This is a genomic window from Verrucomicrobiia bacterium (assembly GCA_035765895.1).
In the GTDB taxonomy this organism is placed as follows: domain Bacteria; phylum Verrucomicrobiota; class Verrucomicrobiia; order Limisphaerales; family DSYF01; genus DSYF01.
Genome location: DASTWL010000012.1, coordinates 85,595 through 106,132, shown reverse-complemented (window position 1 = coordinate 106,132; position 20,538 = coordinate 85,595). Strand labels below are relative to the sequence as shown.

20 protein-coding genes are annotated in these 20,538 nt (G+C 63.4%); 9 read left to right on the top strand and 11 right to left on the bottom strand.

Features of this window, described 5'->3' with window-relative positions:
• Nucleotides 1-583: diaminopimelate decarboxylase (locus VFV96_02880; GenBank protein ID HEU5069338.1), on the top strand; the 583-nt coding region annotated here is incomplete at its 5' end.
• Nucleotides 584-618: 35 nt separating this feature from the next.
• Here VFV96_02880 and VFV96_02875 read toward each other — a convergent pair.
• Nucleotides 619-1,143, bottom strand: a complete 525-nt coding sequence (locus VFV96_02875; GenBank protein HEU5069337.1) for an NUDIX domain-containing protein — start codon at nt 1,141-1,143, stop codon at nt 619-621.
• 140 nt (nt 1,144-1,283) lie between these two features.
• Between VFV96_02875 and VFV96_02870 the strand changes: the two genes are divergently transcribed.
• Nucleotides 1,284-2,471, top strand: coding sequence for an FIST N-terminal domain-containing protein (locus tag VFV96_02870; protein ID HEU5069336.1), 1,188 nt, complete (start codon nt 1,284-1,286; stop codon nt 2,469-2,471).
• Nucleotides 2,472-2,583: 112 nt separating this feature from the next.
• Here the strand turns inward: VFV96_02870 and VFV96_02865 are convergent, their stop codons facing one another.
• Nucleotides 2,584-3,879, bottom strand: coding sequence for an MFS transporter (locus tag VFV96_02865; GenBank protein HEU5069335.1), 1,296 nt, complete (start codon nt 3,877-3,879; stop codon nt 2,584-2,586).
• A 167-nt stretch (nt 3,880-4,046) separates the two neighbouring features.
• On the opposite strand from VFV96_02865, the gene VFV96_02860 reads away from it, so the two are divergent.
• From VFV96_02860 to VFV96_02850, 3 genes are read left to right on the top strand one after another with little or no spacing between them, the layout of a single operon-like run.
• Entirely contained in the window at nt 4,047-4,676 is a 630-nt protein-coding gene (locus tag VFV96_02860) for a LemA family protein (GenBank protein HEU5069334.1), read from the top strand.
• Nucleotides 4,673-5,431, top strand: a complete 759-nt coding sequence (locus VFV96_02855) for a TPM domain-containing protein (GenBank protein ID HEU5069333.1) — start codon at nt 4,673-4,675, stop codon at nt 5,429-5,431. The genes VFV96_02860 and VFV96_02855 overlap by 4 nt, the downstream gene beginning before the upstream one ends.
• A gap of 1 nt (nt 5,432) precedes the next feature.
• Complete coding sequence (locus VFV96_02850) at nt 5,433-5,867, top strand: TPM domain-containing protein (protein HEU5069332.1); 435 nt, start codon at nt 5,433-5,435, stop codon at nt 5,865-5,867.
• Between the two features lie 408 nt (nt 5,868-6,275).
• Here the strand turns inward: VFV96_02850 and ileS are convergent, their stop codons facing one another.
• Both ileS and VFV96_02840 read right to left on the bottom strand, forming a co-directional pair.
• Entirely contained in the window at nt 6,276-9,284 is a 3,009-nt protein-coding gene (gene ileS, locus VFV96_02845) for an isoleucine--tRNA ligase (GenBank protein HEU5069331.1), read from the bottom strand.
• Nucleotides 9,285-9,363: 79 nt separating this feature from the next.
• Nucleotides 9,364-9,942 (bottom strand): ACP phosphodiesterase, encoded by a 579-nt coding sequence (locus tag VFV96_02840; protein HEU5069330.1) that lies wholly within the window; start codon nt 9,940-9,942, stop codon nt 9,364-9,366.
• Nucleotides 9,943-10,048: 106 nt separating this feature from the next.
• Between VFV96_02840 and VFV96_02835 the strand changes: the two genes are divergently transcribed.
• On the top strand, nt 10,049-11,080 hold the full coding sequence (locus VFV96_02835) for a TIGR00730 family Rossman fold protein (GenBank protein HEU5069329.1): 1,032 nt from the start codon (nt 10,049-10,051) through the stop codon (nt 11,078-11,080).
• Nucleotides 11,081-11,089: 9 nt separating this feature from the next.
• On the opposite strand, the gene VFV96_02830 is transcribed toward VFV96_02835, so the two are convergent.
• Nucleotides 11,090-11,962, bottom strand: a complete 873-nt coding sequence (locus VFV96_02830) for a ThuA domain-containing protein (GenBank protein ID HEU5069328.1) — start codon at nt 11,960-11,962, stop codon at nt 11,090-11,092.
• 42 nt (nt 11,963-12,004) lie between these two features.
• Complete coding sequence (locus VFV96_02825; GenBank protein ID HEU5069327.1) at nt 12,005-12,850, bottom strand: sugar phosphate isomerase/epimerase; 846 nt, start codon at nt 12,848-12,850, stop codon at nt 12,005-12,007.
• 184 nt (nt 12,851-13,034) lie between these two features.
• Here VFV96_02825 and VFV96_02820 point away from each other — a divergent pair, with 184 nt between their 5' ends.
• Both VFV96_02820 and VFV96_02815 read left to right on the top strand, forming a co-directional pair.
• Nucleotides 13,035-13,466: a hypothetical protein gene (locus VFV96_02820; GenBank protein ID HEU5069326.1), complete on the top strand. Its 432-nt coding sequence runs from the start codon at nt 13,035-13,037 to the stop codon at nt 13,464-13,466.
• Between the two features lie 64 nt (nt 13,467-13,530).
• Complete coding sequence (locus tag VFV96_02815) at nt 13,531-14,376, top strand: type II secretion system protein (protein HEU5069325.1); 846 nt, start codon at nt 13,531-13,533, stop codon at nt 14,374-14,376.
• Between the two features lie 9 nt (nt 14,377-14,385).
• On the opposite strand, the gene VFV96_02810 is transcribed toward VFV96_02815, so the two are convergent.
• The 4 genes from VFV96_02810 to VFV96_02795 form a co-directional block, all read right to left on the bottom strand.
• Nucleotides 14,386-18,363, bottom strand: a complete 3,978-nt coding sequence (locus tag VFV96_02810) for an FtsK/SpoIIIE domain-containing protein (GenBank protein ID HEU5069324.1) — start codon at nt 18,361-18,363, stop codon at nt 14,386-14,388.
• Nucleotides 18,317-18,463: a hypothetical protein gene (locus VFV96_02805; protein ID HEU5069323.1), complete on the bottom strand. Its 147-nt coding sequence runs from the start codon at nt 18,461-18,463 to the stop codon at nt 18,317-18,319. Before VFV96_02805 ends, VFV96_02810 begins: the two co-directional genes overlap by 47 nt.
• Before the next feature lie 59 nt (nt 18,464-18,522).
• A complete protein-coding gene (locus tag VFV96_02800) occupies nt 18,523-19,065 on the bottom strand; it encodes a hypothetical protein (protein HEU5069322.1) in 543 nt (180 codons plus the stop codon).
• Between the two features lie 105 nt (nt 19,066-19,170).
• Complete coding sequence (locus tag VFV96_02795; GenBank protein ID HEU5069321.1) at nt 19,171-19,443, bottom strand: WXG100 family type VII secretion target; 273 nt, start codon at nt 19,441-19,443, stop codon at nt 19,171-19,173.
• A gap of 157 nt (nt 19,444-19,600) precedes the next feature.
• Between VFV96_02795 and VFV96_02790 the strand changes: the two genes are divergently transcribed.
• Complete coding sequence (locus tag VFV96_02790) at nt 19,601-20,152, top strand: lytic transglycosylase domain-containing protein (protein HEU5069320.1); 552 nt, start codon at nt 19,601-19,603, stop codon at nt 20,150-20,152.
• Nucleotides 20,153-20,163: 11 nt separating this feature from the next.
• Here VFV96_02790 and VFV96_02785 read toward each other — a convergent pair whose 3' ends face one another.
• The gene (locus VFV96_02785; protein HEU5069319.1) at nt 20,164-20,481 is read right to left on the bottom strand and encodes a hypothetical protein; all 318 of its coding nucleotides are present in this window, start codon (nt 20,479-20,481) and stop codon (nt 20,164-20,166) included.
• Between the last annotated feature and the right edge of the window lie 57 nt (nt 20,482-20,538).

Here is a 20,538-nt window from a genome sequence, read left to right as displayed (position 1 = left end):
CGGCATCATGTATCGCGACGCGCTCGCGAGCGGTTCACCGGAATGGTGGCAGAAGCCCGCGGCCCGGAAAATCATCACGCCGGCGATGTATGCCGGACGGCTGGTGAAGCTGTTGCAGCCGCTGGGCCTGCGCATTCTGATGGAGCCGGGCCGGTTCATTTCCGGCAACGCGGGCATCCTGGTGACGCGCGTTGAATACGTGAAGCAGACCGGCCGGAAGAACTTTCTCATCGTGGACGCGGCCATGAACGACCTGATCCGGCCGGCGTTCTATGATTCGTATCACGAAATCATTCCGCTGCGGCGCAAAGGCGGGAAGCTCATCAGCTCCGATGTCGTCGGGCCGATTTGCGAATCCGGCGACTACTTTGCGAAGGACCGTCCGCTGCCCAGGCTGGGCGAAGGCGATCATCTCGCGTTGTTGAGCGCCGGCGCCTACGGTTCGGTGATGGGCTCGAACTACAATTCGCGGGCGTTGCCCACGGAAGTGCTCGTCCATGGTCGCCAGGCTGCCGTCGTGCGCGAGCGGCAGGCCACCGCCGACATCTGGGCCAACGAGAAGACAGCGCCGTGGCAGAAGTAAGCGGTGGCCGCAGCCTTTTTGAAGAATTCACCCGGTCAGCCCGCCGCTGGCCGGGTTTTCTTTTCCTGAAGTTTTACGACGAGTTCCTTGATGAACGCCGCCTGGGCCGGGATGATTTTGCGGCGCGCCTCCTCGACGTGAAAAAACGCGGCGCGATCCACTTCCGGGAATTCGCGCTGCTGGCCGGAATAGGGCGGCCATTCCATGGAGAATGCGATGCTGCGGACACGCGCCGGATCGCAATCGCCCTGGAACGCCCAGGCATGAACGATTTTGCCGCTGCGCTGCTTGATGGCCGTCAGCGGCAGGAACGGCCCGTGGCAGTCGAAGCCGGTTTCCTCGGTGAATTCGCGCTGTGCGGCCGCCAGCGGCGCCTCGCCGGGCTGGATGCCGCCCTTGGGAATGGTCCACGCGCCATTTTCGCGATGCTGCCAAAAGGGGCCGCCCGGGTGCACAAGCAGAACCTGGAGGGTTCCGTCGCGCACCCGATACATCAGCAGTCCGGCGCTCACCTTCGCCACGGGCGCCGTCGCCGCACGCCTGCGCATGTCTCTGGCCACGTGTGCCCACATTCTAAAAACCCGGACCGGTTGACGCGAACAAAAAGGTCGCCGGCCGCGGCCGGGCGAAAAAACTTTTTCCGGCGCGCGTTTTGGCGCTCTGCGATTGAAATTGGCGGCTGCCACCGTAAGTTGGCGGGGTGAACAGCACTTATTCCGTAGCGGCGCACTGGAGCGGCGGGTTTGAGGAAACCGGCCTGCAACAATGGGCCGAGGCGTTACGCCATCAGCTCCCCGGCGGGCAGGTCTCGCTGGGCCTGGTGTTCATGACGCCCAAGTTTTTCCCGCACGCCCGGCAGGTGCTCGAAATCCTGCGCGTGCACGCCCAGATTCCCACCTTGCTCGGCTGTTCCAGCGAGGGCTTGATCGTCGGCGGCGAGGAGATCGAGGAAAACGCCGGCCTCGCGCTCGGACTCTACTCGTTGCCGGGCGCCGAACTGAAAACCGCCCGCTTCACCCAGGAACAACTGGAGGAAGCCACCGGTCCCGGTTATTGGCACATGGAAAGCGGCGTCACCGCCGAGGAAACCAACGGCTGGCTGGCGTTTGTGGACCCGTTCCACATCGACGCCGAAGGCTGGCTTCGCTCGTGGAACGCCGCCTATGCACCCGCCCCGGTGCTGGGCGGGCTTTCCAGCGGGGATTTCAACGAGCACCTGACGCAGGTCTATCTGAACGGCGACGTGTTCGAGGACGGCGGCGTGGCGCTCTCGGTCGGCGGCGAGGTCCGGCTGGCCAGCGTGCTTTCGCAAGGTTGCACGCCCATTGGCGAGACGTGGACCTTGACCCGCGTGGACCGCAACTTCATCCAGCAGATCGGGAATCGCCCGGCTTACGAGGTGCTGGCCGAGACGGTGCAGAACCTCACGGAAACGGAACAAAAAAAGGCACGCGGCAACCTGTTCATCGGCCTCGTCGTCAATGAATACCTGGAAGACTTTCATCGTGGGGATTTCCTGATTCGCAACCTGCTGGGTGCGGATCCCAAGACCGGTGCCATTGCGGTCGGCGCCCTGCCCCGGCCCGGTCAGACCATCCAGTTCCAACGGCGCGACGCGGAGGCGGCCAATGAGGACATGATTGAACTGCTGCACCGCGCCCACCGCGCGCTGGCCGGCAAAACGCTTTACGGCGCCTGTCTGTGCTCGTGCAACGGCCGCGGTCAAAATCTCTTCGGCCGGCCGAATCACGACGCCGCGATGGTGCAGGAACAGCTCGGCCCGACTGGCTTGACGGGCTTCTTCTGCAACGGCGAGATCGGCCCGATTGGGGAGAAGAACTTCCTGCACGGCTTCACCGCCTCGCTTGCGCTCTTTGTGCAGAAGTGAAGGCGGGTGGCGGGGACGTTGCCAGGGCTGAAGAGAGTTTGGTGGCAGGGAGTCCGCGCCATCGCAAGGCGCCTTCCGACCGCGCAATACATTCACCCGGCAACTGATTCGCTCATTTGGCCGCCGCCCTTCCCCGCCGGCCAAACTCCCGGTCCAGCGGAATCAGCGCCGTCACCGCAAAGCCGGGCAGCGTCGCCAGCAAGACCCACAGAAAGAAGTGCGGGTAACCGAGTTTATCCTGCAACCACCCACTCCACATGCCGGGCAGCATCATGCCCAGCGCCATGAAACCGGTGCAAATCGCGTAGTGCGCCGTCTGATGCGGGCCGCGCGCGATGTAGATCATGTAAAGCATGTAGGCCGCGAACCCGAAGCCATAGCCGAATTGTTCCAGCGCCAGGCAGGTGCTGATAAGCGTCAGGTTCGTGGGCTGGGCGTAGGCGAGAAAAACAAACACTGCATCCGGCACGTGCATCACCAGCACCATCGGCCAGAGCCAGAATTTCAAGCCGCGGCGCGCCACGACCACGCCGCCGAGAATGCCGCCCACCGTCAGCGCAATGACGCCCACGGTGCCATAGACCAGCCCCACTTCCGTGGTGGTCAGCCCCAGCCCGCCCACGTCCCGCCCATCGAGCAGGAACGGCGACACCATTTTGACCAGTTGCGCCTCGGCAAACCGGTAAAGCAGCAGAAACAACAGCAGCAGGCCAATCTTGGGCTTCTGGAAAAACGCCACGAACGTCCGGCCAAATTCGGCGGCGAATTTCCCCGCGGAACTCAAATCACCCCGGACATCCGCCGCCGGCCGCGGCAAAACCCAGGCGTGATACAAACCGAAACCGGCGAATGCCGCCGCCGCCAGCCCGAAGGACAGCATCCAGCCGAGCCGGGGATTGCCCGTGTGTTCCTGCAACTGGCCCGCCAGCATTACCAGCAGCCCCTGGCCGGCGATCGTGGCCACCCGGTAAAACGTGCTGCGAATGCCCACGAACCACGCCTGCTCCTGCTCCGTGGTCGCCAGCATGTAAAAGCCATCCGCCGCGATGTCGTGCGTCGCCGAGCTGAAGGCGAGCAGCCACAGGAACGCGAGCGACGCCCGCACGAAATGCGGCGTGGGCAGGGCCAGCGCCACGCCCGCAAAGCCGGCGCCGATGATCAGTTGCATGCACCAAATCCACCAGCGGCGCGTCCGCAAAAGGTCCACCATCGGACTCCACAGCGGTTTGATGACCCACGGCAGGTAAAGCCAGCTCGTGTAGAGCGCCACGTCCGTGTTCGACAGGCCCAGCCCCTTGAACATGATCACGGACACCGTCATGACCACCACGTAGGGCAGCCCCTCGGCGAAGTAGAGCGAAGGAATCCACGCCCACGGATTGCGCGCAGGAGTTTTGGCCGGGTCCATGTGGTGTTTGATGCGCGGAGGGTTTAACAGCACTCAAACCGCCGCGGCAAGCCATGAATCCGGCAGCAGTCCGCCGGCCGTGGCGCGCCGCCGCGCGTCCCATTTGAATTGCCGGCGGTAATTGTAATTGTCAGCCGCCGGCGCCGCGATACCGTGGGCGCAACGTTATGAAAAAACTCGTCATCGCTCTCGGCATCGTGCTCGGCCTGATAGTGCTCCTCGTCATGGTGGCCTTTGGCAGCTACAACCGGCTGGTCCGGCTGCAAACCGCCACCGACGCGCAATGGGCGCAGGTGCAGAATGTTTATCAGCGCCGCGCGGACCTCATCCCCAACCTCGTCGCCACCGTATCCGGCGCCGCCAACTTTGAGAAATCCACCATCACGGAAGTGACCGCCGCGCGTGCCTCCGTGGGCCAGGTCAAAATTGACGCGAGCAAGGCGCCCACCGACGCCGCAACGCTGGCGCAGTTCGACCGGGCGCAGCAGGGCCTGTCCTCCGCGCTCTCGCGGCTGCTGGTCGTGGCGGAACGCTATCCGGACCTCAAGGCCACCGCGAATTTTCGCGACCTGCAAGCGCAGCTTGAAGGCACGGAAAACCGCATTTCTGTCGAACGCGGCCGCTTCAACGAGGCCGTGCAGACCTACAACGCCACCATCAAGTCGGCACCGACGGTGTTCTACGCCGGCGCGCTCGGCTTCAAGGAGCGCCCCTTCTTCACCGCCACGACCGGCGCCGAGACGCCGCCGAAGGTGAACTTTGACTTCAACCAACCCGCGACGACACCCGCGAAGTGAAGGCTGTCCAACGCCTGTTCACCGTCCTGCTGCTCGCGCTGCTGGGCGGCGGCGCATTTGCGGCGGAGGTCATCCCGCCGGTGCCGGCGCAATACTTCAATGACTATGCCAACGTCGTTTCGCCCGGCACGCGGCAGCAACTGAACCAGACGCTGGAGAACTTCGAGCGCCAGACGTCCAGCCAGATTCTGGTCGCCATCTACCCCAGGATGCAGTCGGACTCCTCAATTGAGGATTACACGGTCCGCGTCGCCCAGGCGTGGAAAGTCGGCCGGCAAAAGCAGGACAACGGCGCGGTGCTGTTCGTGTTCGTCCAGGATCACAAGCTGTATTTGCAGGTCGGCTACGGTCTCGAAGGCGCGCTGCCCGATGCGCTGTGCAAACGCATCATCGACGACGAAATCACGCCCCGCTTTCGCAATGGCGACTTTGCCGGCGGACTGACCGCGGGGGTGAACGCCATCCTCGCCGCGACCAAAGGTGAATACAAGGGCACCGGCCAGACGGTCGCCGACGCGCATTCGCACGGCTTCAACCCGCAGCTCCTCTTTTTCCTCATCATCGCGGGCTTCATCATTCTCTCACTCCTGTCTCCCCGCCGCCGGCGCGGCTTTTTCTACAGCAGCGGTGGTTGGGGCAGCGGCGGAGGGTGGTCCGGTGGTGGCGGTGGCTTCTCGGGCGGCGGATTTTCCGGAGGCGGGTTCTCGGGGGGCGGCGGCAGTTTTGGCGGCGGCGGCGCCGGAGGGAGCTGGTGACATGAAGGACAAGGAATTCATCAAACACCTGCACGACGAGCCCATCGTGACCGCGATTCGGGCGGCTGAGGCGAAGACGTCCGGCGAAATCCGCGTCTTCATCAGCCGCCGTGAAGCCGCCGATCCGCTCGTGGCCGCGCAACAGGAATTTGCCCGCCTGGGCATGACGAACACCGCGCAGCGCAACGGCGTGCTGATTTTCGTGGCCCCACGCTCACGCAAGTTTGCCATCCTCGGCGACCAGGGCGTGCATGAAAAGTGCGGGGAAGCATTTTGGCGCGCGGTGGCCGAGGAAATGACCGCGCACTTCCGGAAGTCTGAATTCACTCAGGGCATCGTCAGTGCCATACAAAAAGCCGGCACCCTGCTGGGCGAACATTTCCCCCGCCGCACCGACGACAAGAACGAACTGCCGGACGCCGTGGAACGGGATTGAGCGAAGCGCCTTAACAATGGTAGGAGACGGGGTGGCGAGTCTCTAACTTATCCTCAATTCGTTTCTCCCCATTCGCCTGTTAATCTCCCTGCCGGTTTCTAAAGTGAGACTCCTTACGTCGTCACCTACCATCTAAACGCGACAGCACCTGGAGTGCTGCCGCTTCAGCTCCGCTTTCGGAGGCCGACAATACAATGCGCCTGATCTGCAAATGGTGTGTTGCCCGCCCTCATCCTGACCTTCTCCCCCGGGAGAAGGAACCGCGCCGATGCGTGTTTGGTTTTGCGACAGGTCGCCGGGCAAATCCAGTCACTCGATCTTTCAGAAAACCGGCGAATAATTCTCCTTCTCCTTGGGGAGAAGGCCGGGATGAGGGAGAGCGACCAACCAAATTCTCACCTCCGAAATTCAGGCTTTGAACTGCTTCACCGCCTCGACGCAACGGGCGCAAATGGTGGGATGCTCTGGGCTGGAACCCACATCAGTTTCCCAATGCCAGCAGCGCTCGCACTTCTGGCCATCGGCTTTCTTGACAACAAACCAGAGGCGCTTCGTTTGCTCGAACTGATAAGCGAACTGGGAAACGCCAAACAACTCCTGGATCTGGACTCGCCATTCCTCCTTGAGGAATGAAGGCCATAAAGAAATGTATTCTTGAGAGTAGCCGTGCCCAGTTGGAGTCTCGCAGATAACAGCAGCCTCGGTTTGAATTGGACCTGCTACAACCTCCTTCAATGCGTTTGGCACATGAAGCTCAAGTGCAGCTTCGAGTGATTTCCCGATCTGCTTGCCTTGGCGCGCTTTCTCCAGTTGGGGAAGAGCAGAATTGCGCAGTTCGAAGAGCATCTTCCAACTGGCTTGTTCCGCTTCTGACAAAACGAAACTCGCCGACTTCAACTCTGCTTCATGCACCGTTTCCGTCGGCTTGCCGGGAATGAAGGCCCACGCTTCGTCCGCCGTGAATGCGAGAATCGGCGCGAGCATTTTGCACAAGCCCATTACCAACCGATGCAACGCCGTCTGCGTCGAGCGGCGGCGAGCAGAGTTGGCGGCGTCGGTATACATCCGGTCTTTGATCACATCGTGATAGACCGAGGACAGCTCCACCGCGATGAACTGGCTGAGCTTCTGGTAAACGACGTGGAACTCCTGCGCGTCGTAGGCCTTGAGCACGTCCGCCTCCACCTTGCTGAACTCGGCGAGAATCCAGCGGTCCAGGCCGGTCAGTTTATCGTCCGCCACGGTATGTTTTGCCGGGTCGAAGTCATAGAGATTCGATAGCTGGTAACGCAACGCGTTGCGGATGCCGCGGTAGGTTTCGCCCACCTTGTTGATGCGTTCCTCGCTCACGACGATGTCGTTGCGGAAATCCTGCGACGACACCCAGAGGCGCACGACGTCGGCGCCCCACTTCTTCACGTAGGCCTCGGCGGTCTGCGGCTTCTCGTAGCCGCCCTGCTTGCTCTTGGAAATCTTTTCGCGGTCGGCGTCCACCATGAAGCCATGCGTGAGCACGGTCTTGAACGGCGCGGCGCCATTGCCGGCCAGCGAGAGCAGGAGCGAACTCTGGAACCAGCCGCGGTGCTGGTCCGAGCCTTCGAAATACATGTCGGCCTGCCAGTCGGGTGCGGAGTGCGGAGTGCGAAGTGCGGAGCGGGAAAGTTCCGGGCGCTGCATCAGCACCGCGCGTGACGAGCTGCCGGAATCAATCCACACGTCGAGCGTGTCGCCGGACTTGGCCACGGCTTCCGGACCGTTCCAATCCGCGGGCTTCACCAGGGACCACAGTTCCGCGGCGTCCTTTTCAAACCACACGTTGCTGCCGTGCTGCTCGATGAGCTGCGCCACGTTGCGGACGACGCGGGCATCGAGCAGGGGCTCGCCCTGCGCGTCGTAAAAGGCCGGAATCGGCACGCCCCACGTGCGCTGCCGGCTGATGCACCAGTCGGGACGCGTCTGCACGGCACTCTTGATGCGGTTGATGCCCCAGTCCGGAATCCACTTCACGGCATCAATCTCGGCGAGAGCTCGCTGGCGGAAAGTGGGACAGGCATCTTGCCTTTCCGGTTGCGCGTCGCCAGCACTGCTCGCGTTGGAACGCTCGCTGGACAGGCGAGACGCCTGTCCCACTACGGCGTGGTCAATCTTGATGAACCACTGGTCCATCGCGCGGAAAATGACCGGCGTCTTGCTGCGCCAGCAATGCGGGTAGCTGTGGTGGTAATTCTCCTGATGCAGCAACGCATGGCGCACGCGCAATTCGTGCAGCACGGCTTCATTCGCGTCGCTCTTGCCGTGTTTTTCGAGGATGGATTTGCCGGCCATTTCGGGCGGCATCTGTTGCTCCATTGGCAGGTCGTTGGTGTAGGTCAGGCAGCCATTGTCGTCCACCGGCGAGTAAACCGGCAGCCCGACCTGCCGGCCGAGGCCGTAGTCCTCCAGGCCGTGCCCGGGCGCGATGTGCACGAAGCCCGTGCCCGTGTCGCTCGTGACAAACTCCGCCGGGAACAGCCGGCCTGTGCGATCGCAGAACGGATGCTGATACACCAGCTTCGCCAGGGCTTCGGTGGGCAGGTCACGCTGGCTGAAGCTGCTCCAGCCGCATTTGTCCGCCACCTGCGGCAGCAGGTCCCGAAACAGGATGTAGGTTTCGCCCGCCACTTCGGCCTGCACGTATTGGAAACTGGCGTTGTAGGCGACCGCAAGGTTCGCCGGCAACGTCCAGGGTGTGGTGGTCCAGATCACGACAAAGGTCTTCGGCTGCCCAACGACCGGGAATTTCACAAACACGCTCTGGCTGACGTGGTCCTGGTATTCCACTTCCGCCTCGGCCAGCGCGGTGCGGCACGGAATGCTCCAATACACCGGCTTTTTGCCGCGATAAACAAAACCCTGCTCCACGATGTCCGCGAACAGGCGCAATTCGTCCGCCTCATATTCCTTGTTGAGCGTGAGGTAGGGATGGTCCCAATCGCCCAACACGCCGAGGCGTTTGAATTGTTCGCGCTGGATGTCGATGTATTTGCGCGCGTAAGCCTCGCACGCCTTGCGAATGGTCGCCGCATCGGCGTCGGTGTTGCCAGCCTTGCGCATTTCCTGCGAGACCTTGAATTCGATGGGCAGCCCGTGGCAATCCCAGCCCGGGATGTAAGGCGCCCGCTTCCCGCGCAGGGTCTGGTATTTGAGGATGATGTCCTTGAGAATCTTGTTCAGCGCCGTGCCGATGTGGACGTCGCCATTGGCAAACGGCGGGCCGTCGTGCAGCACGAACCGGGGCGCGTTGGCCCGCGAGGCCTGGATGCGTTCGTAAAGCCGGCTGGCCTGCCACTGGTTGAGCCGTTCCGGCTCGCGGGTGACCAGGTCGGCCTTCATTGGAAAGTCCGTGCGCGGCAAATTCAGCGTTTCTTTATAGTCCATGAGCGCCTTAAAAAGTGCCGCGCACACTAACAACGGGCGGCGGGCGGGTCAATGAACGGCCCCGGCGGCGGGGACAAAATTAACCGCCGGACAACGCAACGTGCGCCCGCAATTCCGGGTAAAACCTCGCAAAATCGTCCGCCAACACGGCATAATTCCGTTCCAGTTCGGGCCCGCAGGCGCCGAGTTCGCGGGGTTGACTCAGGCGGCAGCCAATGCGGTTGAGCGCAAGCCTCACGCCGGCCAGATCGCCGTAGGAGCCGAGCCAGTCCTGCTCCCGCATCCGCTCCAGCACCGGCCAGACTGCCGCGGGCAACCTGGAGCGCTGCGGCGCAAACGACGCGTAAAACTCGTCCAAGCACCGGCGCAGCGGGTGTGGCGAGAACCCCGGCCAGTTCACGGCCAGGAGGTGATCGTAAAACACGTCCATGATGATGCCGCCGAAGCGGCAGAACGGCGGCGCCAGCCGGGCGACGCTTTGCCGGAAGCAGGGATGCGCGTCGGTGAAGGCGTCAATGCGCCGGTGGCACGTCACGCCGCGCTGGAATTCCGCCGGCAGCGACGCCAGTTCGCGCACGCCCAGCAGGTCCGGCAACACGTTGCCGAGCCGGAACTCCGGCGACGGTTCGGACAGGTGCAAATGGGCCAGCCAGTTCATGCGTCACGCAGCCGCACACTGGAATATCCTGTGGACAACTTCAACCGCGCATTCGCCGCGCGCCGTTTGCTTTTCCCCGCCTCGTCGCGTAATTAGTCCTTCGCTTATGAAAAAAGTTGAGAAGGCGCCGGGGGATCCCGAGCTGAAACGGCGCATCGCGGAATTGATTGCCTGCAAGGGTGGCGGCCACAACGAGACGGCGGTCGCGGACATCATGGAGAATGCGTTGAAGCTGCTGACCGACGTGGAGGACAGCGGCGACGTGCGGGTCATCCAGACGGCACTGCGCGAACTGCGTTACGCGTTCAAGTTGTTCGCGCCCTACGCCAGCAAACGCAAGGTCACGATTTTCGGCTCCGCCCGGACGGAAACGACGAAGCGCGAATACCAGCAGGCCGTGGACTTCGGACGGAAGATCGTCAACGCGGGCTGGATGGTCATCACCGGCGCGGGCCCGGGCATCATGCAGGCCGGCCACGAGGGGGCGGGCGTGGAAAACAGCTTCGGCGTGAACATCCGCCTGCCGTGGGAACAATCCGCCAACCCCGTCATCGCCCAGGACAAGAAGCTCGTCACGTTCAAGTATTTCTTCACCCGGAAGCTCATCTTCATCCGGCATTCGGACGCCATCGCGCTGTTCCCCGGCGGGTTCGGCACAATGGATGAAGGCTACGAGGCCATCACGCTGATGCAGACGGGCAAGAGCCAGCTCATGCCGCTGGTGCTGATTGACCGGCCGGGCGGCACGTATTGGAAGACGTGGGACAAGAACATCCGCGAACACCTGCTGCGCGACGAACTCATCTCGCCCGACGATTTGAACCTTTACCAAATCACGGACAGCACGGACGACGCGGTGAAGATCATCACGCGCTTTTACCGCAACTTTCACTCCAGCCGGTTCGTGAAGGACCTGCTGGTGATCCGGCTGAAACACGCGCCGTCCGCCACCGCGCTTGCCGCCATGAACGAGGACTTTGCCGACATCATCACCGGCGACCCCATCAAGATCGTGACGCCCACCGAGGAGGAGATCGAGGACGGCAATCATCTCGATCTGCCGCGCATCGCGTTTGGCTTCAACCGCCGCGATTACGGCCGGCTGCGGCAACTGGTGGATGTGTTGAACGCGCTGTAAGCGGCGGGTTCAGTTCCCCTTCGGGTCGAGGTTCGCCTTGAGCTGTTCTTCCGTGACAGTGGAGACCACACCGTCCGGGGGAATTTCCATTCCGGCCGTCCACAGAATGCCGTTCAGCACCAGTTTGCGCGCCTGGTCGTTGCCCCAGTTCTCGTGGTAATGTCCGCCCGTGTAGCCGAAGCCGCGGCCACCGCCGGGCCGCTCTGCCACCCACGCGACGTGCTGGATGTCCCCGCGCTCCACGGCCGCGCGGACGGTGGGATTGTTCTCGTGCGGCCCATCGTCGCGTTTGATGGTGCCCGGCGTGGGCACAGCCGACAGCACGGGCGTCACGCCCCGCATCCCGTCCCGGAACCGCATGTGAAAATACCATTCGTCGCGAATGGCGAACGGCTGCACGCCGCGCGTGACCGGATGTTGCGGCAGCGCTTTGAAATCGGCCCGCCACGTGGGGTTCACCGACCAATACACCTCGAAACAGCCGCCGACCCAGTCGAGCAATTCTTTCTCGCCGGCTTCGCGCGTCGGTTCCACCGCGTAATGCAGCAACGTCAGCCCCACGCCCTTGTCCATCAACGCGCCGATCGTCTTGAGGTGATCGTCCTGCAGCAGCGGATGCCCGGGACCGCCGTCCGCGTAGATGACCACGGCCGCCGCGCCGTCAAATGCCTGCGGCTGGTCCGGCCAGCCATTGGAATACACCACCGACGTCACGCCCGGCACGTGGTCAAGGCACGACTTCAACAGCAAACAGCCGGCGCGATGCTCGTGCTGCCCCGGGCCGTGACTGGGCTTGCCCGCAATGAAGACGATTTTCTTGTCGGCCGCCGGCGCAACCTGGGCCAGCAGCCCCAGGGCCAGCAGAAGGAGGAGAGATTTCATGGGATTGAGTGATGGCATTCTAACGACGCTCCGCATGGCAGGTCACTTCAGATTTTCTCGCAAAAAATGCAGCCCCTGCCGGGCGATTTCCTCCCGCGTCGGCTCGATGCGCCGCCAGATGGCCGCGGCGCGGGCGATGACCTTCACGTCCGGTGTGAACGATTCGATGACGACATCGCCGGCGTAACCAATGTCGTGCAACGCAGCCCGGATGCCGGGCCAGTCGAGATGGTCCCTGCCCGGCGTGCCGCGGTCGCTGCCACACGCATGGAAGTGTGCCACGTGCCGGCCCGCGCGGCGGATGGCGGCGGGAATGTCCTTTTCCTCGATGTTCATGTGGAACGTGTCGAGCAACAGCTTCAGCGCCGGGCGATTGACCTCGGCAATCAGCGCGAGCCCCTGCTCCACCGTGTTGAGGAAATCCGTTTCAAAGCGGTTCAGCGGCTCCATCGCAATCGACACGCCCGCGTCACCGGCCACGTCGCAAATCTCCCGCAACTGGCGCACGACCAGGCGCCACTGGGCGCGCCGCTGGGCCGGCGGCACCATTTCCGCGCGACCCGTGGCGGAATACAGCGGACCAATCAGCGTGCGGCAATTCAGCGCCGGCATCAGCCGGAGCAACGCCCGCAGGTAGCGCTGGCATTCGCGCTGTTGCCGCGCGGTGCCGCGCAGATCGCGCGCCGGCGGGAAGCAGGCACAGAGCGTGCCGGCGACCAGTTGGTGGCGGTCGAGTTCCGCCTTGATGCGGGCCGGATCAATGTCGGCCGGGTCTTCGACGGCGATTTCCACACTGTCAAACCCCCAGCGCCGGAACGTTCCAAACAGCCGCGTGCTGCGGTTTGTGAACGGCGAGGTGAACAGGAAGGTGTTTATGCCAAAACGCATGCGCAGGGAATACGCGGTCGCCCGCGGCGTGGCAAGATTCCCCGCCGGGCACGGGCGAATTGGGCCCGGATGACGGCAGCGTTTTGGCCTTGGGCACTGATTTTGGCCCGCGGCTTGGCGCCAAGTGGGCGGCCTTGCGCAGCTTGCGCTTGAATACCAGCCGCCGGTTTGCGTCATTGTTACTGTGAAACGATGGCTGTTACTTCTGTCGGCCGGCCTGCTCATGACCGGTTGTGCCACCAAAACGCCGGCATCGCGCGCCGCAGAACGACCGGCCGCCTACGCCGCCCTGACATCCACCCAACGGGAACTCGTCGATCAGGGGCAGATCAAGGTCGGCATGACCACGGACGCCGTTTACATCGCGTGGGGCAAGCCCGCGCAGGTGTTGCAGAGCGAAGACGAACACGGCGCCGTCACCACGTGGCTTTACGAAGGCGGCTGGATGGAGGAAACCCGTTACTGGGCCTACCGGCAGATTGGCACCGGCCGGGACCGTTTCCTCGAACGCTACCTCATCAACGATTACCAGCCGCGCACCTACATCCGCGCCGAACTGCACTTTGTGGACGGCGTGCTGAAGGACTGGCGCACGCTGGCCCAGCCCGGCAATTGAGGCGCTGCAGCGGTTGACAGGCCGGGCGGCGTGGGCAAGCCTTGAAGGGCCCGCTTAAACCACCATGCGCTGCCCCAAGTTGTCCAATTCGGCCGGCTTCACGCTCATCGAGCTGCTGGTCGTCATTGTGATCATTGGCATTCTGGCGGCGCTGCTCCTCCCGACCTTGAATCGCGCCAAACAAAAGGCCCAGGGCATTTACTGCATGAACAATCACCGCCAGCTCGCGCTGGCCTGGCGGATGTATGCCGAGGACAACCACGATCTGCTCCCCTACGCGAGCGAAGCGCCCTGGCTCCCCGATACCTACCCTTACGCATGGGTCACCGGCACGTTGGACTACAACCCCGCGAACCGCGCCAACTGGGATCCCGATGTCAGCATCAAGAAAAGCCCGCTCTGGCCCTACTGCGGCCAGAACCTCAGCATCTGGCGCTGCCCGGCGGACACCTCCAAGGTCATCGTCAACGGCGAAGCCAAACCGCGCGTGCGCAGCATGTCGATGAATGTCTATCTCGGCGGCTGGGGCGGCACCGACGGCAATTGGGGACCGCAAATCAGCAATTACCGCATCTACCTGAAGTTTTCCGACATCAACGACCCGCCGCCTTCGATGATGTTCGTGCTGCTCGACATGCGCGAGGACAGCATCGATATGGGCAACCTGTGCGTGAACATGAGCGGCTGGCCCAATCAGCCCGAGCGGTATGTCTTCTGGGATTTGCCTGGAATTTACCACAACGGCGCCTGCGGCTTCTCCTTCGCCGACGGGCATTCGGAAATCAAGAAGTGGCGCGACCCCCGCACGACGCCGCCGCTGGTCCGGGATGGATTTGTGAACGACCTCTTCGCCTCGCCGAACAACCCGGACATCACCTGGCTTCAAGAACGGGCCACGCGGCCACGCTGAAGCGTTCGCTCACGTCGCTGCCAGTTGTTCGCGCACGCCCTGCACCCAGACATCGTCGGGCAAGGCATAGGGGCGGAACGTCTCCAGCCAGCCCTCGTGGCCGTTGTAGAACAGGGCGCGATGCAGGCCAAGGTTGTTGGCCTGTGGCGATTCAATCAGGCTCGCCGAGTCGTTCGCGCTCATCTGGAACACCACGCGCATCTCGAATTCGCTGACCGCCTTCCGGCTCAGCATGCGCATGAGGTTGTTGTAGGTGTCGCAGGTGGCGATGACGTGGAAGCCCAGCCCCGCTCCCTCGCAAATCAGCTTGTTGAACTGCAACCCCGGATTCGCACCCGCGTCGGCATCCATGGAAAAGCTCATTTCCTCATCGAAGCGCAGCTTCTTGTTGCGCTGCAACCCGTGCACGAGCAGATACGTTTCCGGCGCGTCCGCCCCGCCGCCATCCGCGCGCCGTTGCTGTTCGCCGGCCAGCGCGGCCATGACCTCGTCCACGTCGCCCGGACGGACGAGCCTTACGGCGTGCGGCACCGCCGCGATGACGCGCTCCAGGAACCGGGCCTCCGCGGCATCCGGCGCGCTGCAATCGAACACGAAGAATCGCGCTGCCGTTTTGGGCTGTTGCGCCGCCAGCGACACCAGGGCAATGCCCAGCATCGCCAGCGCCGCCTCGTCGCGCTGACCGACGACAAGCAGATGATTGCCGCTGGCCCGACGGAACACGGCTTCAGTCGGCCCCTTGATGGAATTGGGCGCGCCGAGCCACACGTGCGGCGCGGTCGCCGCGGCTTTTGCCGGTTGCGCCAGTGCCGCGCGCAACAGGGGATTTTCCCGCACATCGGCCGGCGCGTTACCCTCGAAAACAATCGGCACGCGCGCGGTGGTCCCGGCAGAAATTCGGTGCGCCCGCTCCAGCCACTGGTCGCGTTCCTGGTCCGGCAACCAGACCACCTGGAACGGGCTGTTGCCCTGAATCGCGCCGGCATCGTCGTTGTAAATCGCCTCGCCCGGACGCGAGAGCAGCCGCGGCGCGGGATTGTCCTCGTTCATGATGAGGTAGGCGTCCGCCTCGTTGCACTGGAGCGCGATGCGGACCACCATTTGCCCGATGGTCGCCCGTGCCAGCGTGTAGGCGCCTCCCAATGTCTGCGAACCGAGGATGACATGAATGCCGAAGGCGCGCCCCTGGCGCACGATGCGGTCGAGCAGCAACGACGCCCCCTGCGACACGCGGTCGTCCTCGACGAACAGCTCCTGAAACTCGTCAATCAGCAGCAGCACACGCGGCATCGGCTCCGTGCCGCCCGCGCGTTTGTAACCGGCAATGTCCTGGGCGCCCAGCTTGCGGAACAAATCACCGCGACGCTTCAGTTCCTCATCGAGGCGCTGCAACACGCTCAAGCCAAACTCGCGGTCGCTCTCAATGGCAATGACGCGGGCGTGCGGCAGTTTTTGCGTGGCGTAGCACTTGAACTCGACGCCCTTCTTGAAATCCACAAGGTAAAACTCGACCTGCTCGGGACTGCACCAGAGCGCGAGGTTGGTGATGATGACGTGGAAGAGCGTGGATTTGCCGGAGCCGGTCTTGCCTGCCACCAGCGCGTGCTGGCGCGTGCCTTTGCCGAGTGCGAGGTATTGCAGCTTGGTCGCGCCGGTGCGGCCAATCGGCACGCGCAATTCGCCGGTGGTGTCGAGGCTCCAGAATTCGTCCGGGCCGGGGGCCACTTCCGCAAACGGCATTTCCACCCGGCTGGAATCAATGCTGTCCTTCCCAATCTGATGCCACAAACGCGTGGCCAGTTCGGCGTCCGGCGGTGCATCGAGCGTGAGCTTGACGCCCTCCCAGGTGTTGACCCCCGAGATGGCCGCACCGTCCTTCGCCTCCAGCGCCGGACAGTTCGCCACGGCGAAGCCCTCGCCTTTGGGCACGAGACAAATCGCGTTCTTACGGAGTTCATCCGGCACAAACTCCACGGGCGCGGGACGGCGTTGATCCCAGTGGATCAGCAAATGCACACCGCAACGTGGTCCGGCCGCAGCAATGTTCATCAGCCGCTTCACCGCCACATCGCTGAAGTTCACGGGAAAATCCGCGATGACGAGGAAATGATATTTCTCCGCCATGCGCCCGGCCTGCGCATTGTATTCGGCCAGCGTCGCGTATTCGTTGCGCAGATACATCTGCGTGACCTTTTCGATGTGCTCGTTGAGATCTGCCAGCCGCTGCTCGAACTGCGCCTGCTGCGTCCAGATGCGGCTGTTGATGAGCCGTTCCTCAAAGTCGGCCAGATGCATGATGCCGGCGAAATTCTGGCCCAGCCCGACCGGGTCAAAAATGGTGAACGCCAGCCGTCCCGGCGGCGCGCTCGTGAACAGCCGCAGCACGAGATTGTTCAGCGCGCCGACGACCTGTGCCTGGCCGGATTGCTTCGTTTCAAACAGCAGCGATGCCTGCCGGGGCACATCGAGCAACAGCGGCTGCGAAAAGCGCTTCGGCCCCGGCAGCCCGAGACGGTCATCCACCAGCGTCACGCCAGCCAGCCGTTCCAGGTCCACCGCCAGTTCGGCGAAGCGGGCGGCATGGGGAAACTGTTCCGGCAGGGAGAAGCGTTGCCACAGCGCCGGCTCCCACGCGGGAAAGGCTTGATCCGCGGCGGCGGCGGCGGCTTGCAGGGCGCGGTAGGCCGGCAACACGAGATTCTGCCAGTTGGCCTCGGCGCTGGCGCGGGCTTCATCGCGCACGACGGCCAGTTTGGCGAGACCTTCGACCTGGGCTGCCTCAACCTGCGCCTTGCGCGCCGAGGACTGTTCGGCCAGGGCGTTGACCCGCTCGGCATGGGCCTGGTCCACCATCGTCAGGCGATGCAACCGCCGGCCGTCCGCGGCCGAACGCAACGTGCGCGCCCGGTTCTCGAAGCGCTCCGCCCAGTCCTCATGCAGCGCCTTCGCCTCCACCTGCTTTTGCTTCCAGAGATTGTTGTTGAAGGTCGTCGCACTCGCGTGCGTGACCTTGATTCGCTCATCCTCGGCGGCAAAGCTCGCGGCGGCCTTTTCGCCACCGACCTGGTGCAGCCGGCGCGCTTCCTGCAACGCCTTGACCGCCGCCCGGGCCGGCGCCGCGGCGAGCCGCTTGCCCAGCCACCACAATCCCAGGATCAAAGCGAGGCCGGCCACGACCAGGCCCAGCGCGAGCGGCACCGGCGCCGCGTGGAAATCGAATTTGCGCAGCGCGGGCACGAAGATGAAGGGCGCCGCCAGCAGCAGAATGATCCACAGCCAGACGGGCAGGAACTTGAAGCCCAACGGCAGCACGGCGCCGCGAATATGGGCCAGCTCGTGCGCCGCTCCGTCCACCTTGGCCTGCAACTCCTCGAGCAGCTTCGGTTCGGGCGGAAACGCGTCGGGCGCCTGCTGTAATTCCGGCGCGGGTGATTCGACGGGAAGCAGGCGGGCCAGCGAACGATAGGCGCCCAGCGAGGAACGGTAGCGGGCTTCGAACTGCTCGATGGTGGCCAGCTCGTCGGCCAGACGCGCCTGCACGGCTTCGTAGTGGTCCTTGTTGGCCTTGGCCTCCACTTCGCGCACGCGGTCGGCTTCGAGCAGGTCGCGTTGGATCGCAAACGTGTGCCGGCTCTCTTCGGCGTCAATTTCACCGGCCTTGCGCTGACGCGCATTGGAAAGAGCGCGGGCGATCCGGCTTTTGCGCGCGGCATGGGCGACTTCGATTTCATTGCGCCGGGCTTCGGCGGCGGCGCGCTCCGCCTCCATTTCGGAGGCCCACCGCGAACGCTCGGTTTCGATGGCCTGCTCAAACTGGGCGTGCACCTTGCCGGCCCGCGCCTGGTAATCGCGCTCCGCCTGTTCCAGGCGCGTGACGGTCTCCCGCACCGTGCGGCGCAACCGGTCCAGGAGCGCCAGGGTTTCGCCCGCACCCGCCAGCTTACTGGCAGTCGTCGTGGATTTTTCCGAGGATTCGTTCAAGGGCATCAATGTTGGTGACGGCGGCATTCACGCCGGCCATCAGGTCTTCCAGATAACGTTTTTCAAATTCCAAACTTTTGGCGTCGCGCCAGGATTCCTTGGTCACGGCCCAATCTGCGGACAATTCCTTCGTGAGGCCAATCAATCTGTTCTTCGCTCCCGTGGTCATGCGGCGCCTCCTTCCGATGCGGGCGGCGATTCCGCGCCGTTCGCGGGTGGAGCAGGCGGTGCGGCGGGATGGATTTCACTGTATTCGGCCAGGGTCCGGATGACTTCCGAAAGATGGGCAATGGCCAGTCCCAGGTCGTGCGCCAGATTGTGACGCAACTTCTCCGCCTGCTTGCCCGCAGGTTCGACACGCTGATCGTATTGGCGGTTCCACTGCTTGACCAAACGCAGCTTGTCCTCGGCCTCCTGCACCGCGCGCCGGGCGCGTTGCACCGCCTGCTGTTGCACGAACGATGCATCGCGCATGCCGGAAAGCTGCGCGCTGAACAGCTCCTGCTGGCGCATTTCGAGATCCTTCTGCCGCCGGCGAATCTGGCCCTCCCAAAACGGAACGCGATCGCTCTGGAGCCACACGCGGGTGCGCTTCACCTCTTCGGCCACTTCATCGAGCACGCGCGCAGCCTTGTCGCGATAAATGGTCAGGCGGGCGCGAAAGGCTTCGATGGCTTCCAGCGAGGTGACTTGGGCGCGTTCGGGCATGAGAGTGTTACCGCATTGAATCGTTGTCCCGTTGCCGCGCGGGGGCCGTCAGGCCGTCCGCCTGCATCCAATGTAACGCCGTGACCATGCAACGATGCAACCGTGTCAGTGCTGATCCAAATATTCCTCAATCCGCTTCGCCTTGCGGAGCAGGAAGGGCGTATGGACGTTGGAGGCATCGATGAATTTTTTCAGCACTTTCATCGTGTCGCGAAACTCCTCGGCGAACTTGGCATGTTCCTGGTCGGACCACGTGTCGCCCAGCGCGGCGAAACGCGCCTGCAGCAACGACATGCGGTTCTGCAACTCAAGGTTGAAGCGTTTCAACTCTTCGGCAAACCGGCGCACCTCGCCGGGATCCATGATGGCTTGCGGCATGTTGGTCCTGAAGTTGTAAGTGTGCGGGGCAAAATAGCAAACGATTCACGACCCGGCCAATCAAAACCCAACCGCCCATCGCCCGGTGGAAAACATTTTTCGCCGCCGCGTATTTCAGGATTCCATTGCCCGGGGAGGTCGGGATAAAAAAACTGCGGTGAAAGGAAGCTGGATACTGACGGTGACGGTGTTGCTGCTCGCCCTGCCGGCCGCGCTCTGGTGGGGCTGGCAGGAGCGGCTGGAGCACAGCCAGGATGAACCCATTCGTGCGGCGGCCCGGCGTTACGGCGTGGAACCCGCACTGGTCAAGGCGCTGGTGTGGCGTGAAAGCCGGTTCAATCCCGCCGCCCGCGGCCGGGCCGGCGAACTGGGCCTGATGCAGATCCAGGATCTCGCCGCCGGCGAATGGGCGGACGCCGAGCACATCACCGGCTTCAACCACGCGTTGTGCCTTGATCCGCGCACCAACACGCTGGCCGGCACGTTTTACCTGGCCAAGCTGCTGAAGCGTTACACAAAGACGGATAATCCCCTGCCCTATGCGCTGGCGGACTACAATGCGGGACGCGGCAACGTGGTGCGCTGGAACAATGGTGCGGCGGCGACGAACAGCGCGGCATTCCTCACCCAGATCGGCTTCCCCACCACGAGCAACTACGTCGTGACGGTGATGAACCGCTACCAGCATTACCGGATGCGCTTCAAGTAGGCGCCGCGGCCCTAGTGGACCGCCTGCTGGATTTTGTCGCCCACCTGCTCGGCACCTTGCTTGACTTCCGCCGCCACATTGGTGGCCACCGTGCTGACTTCATGGGCGCCGTCCTTCACCTTGTCCCAGGCCTGGTTGGCGGTGTCACTCACGGCGTCCCCGGTTTTCTTGGCCGCATTCTTGATGGCGTCGCCGGCATCCTGCGCGGCGGACTTGGTTTTTTCGACGGCCTTCTCCGTCGGGCTCTTTTCTTCACAACCCACGGACAGCGCGAGCATCAAACTGGCCGCGCCCAGCAGAGCGGCGGTTTTGAAGGATGAGACATTCATGCGTCGATACCTCTTTGGCGCCGCCGGCCAGCCTTGGGCTGCCGGCGGCGCGATGGT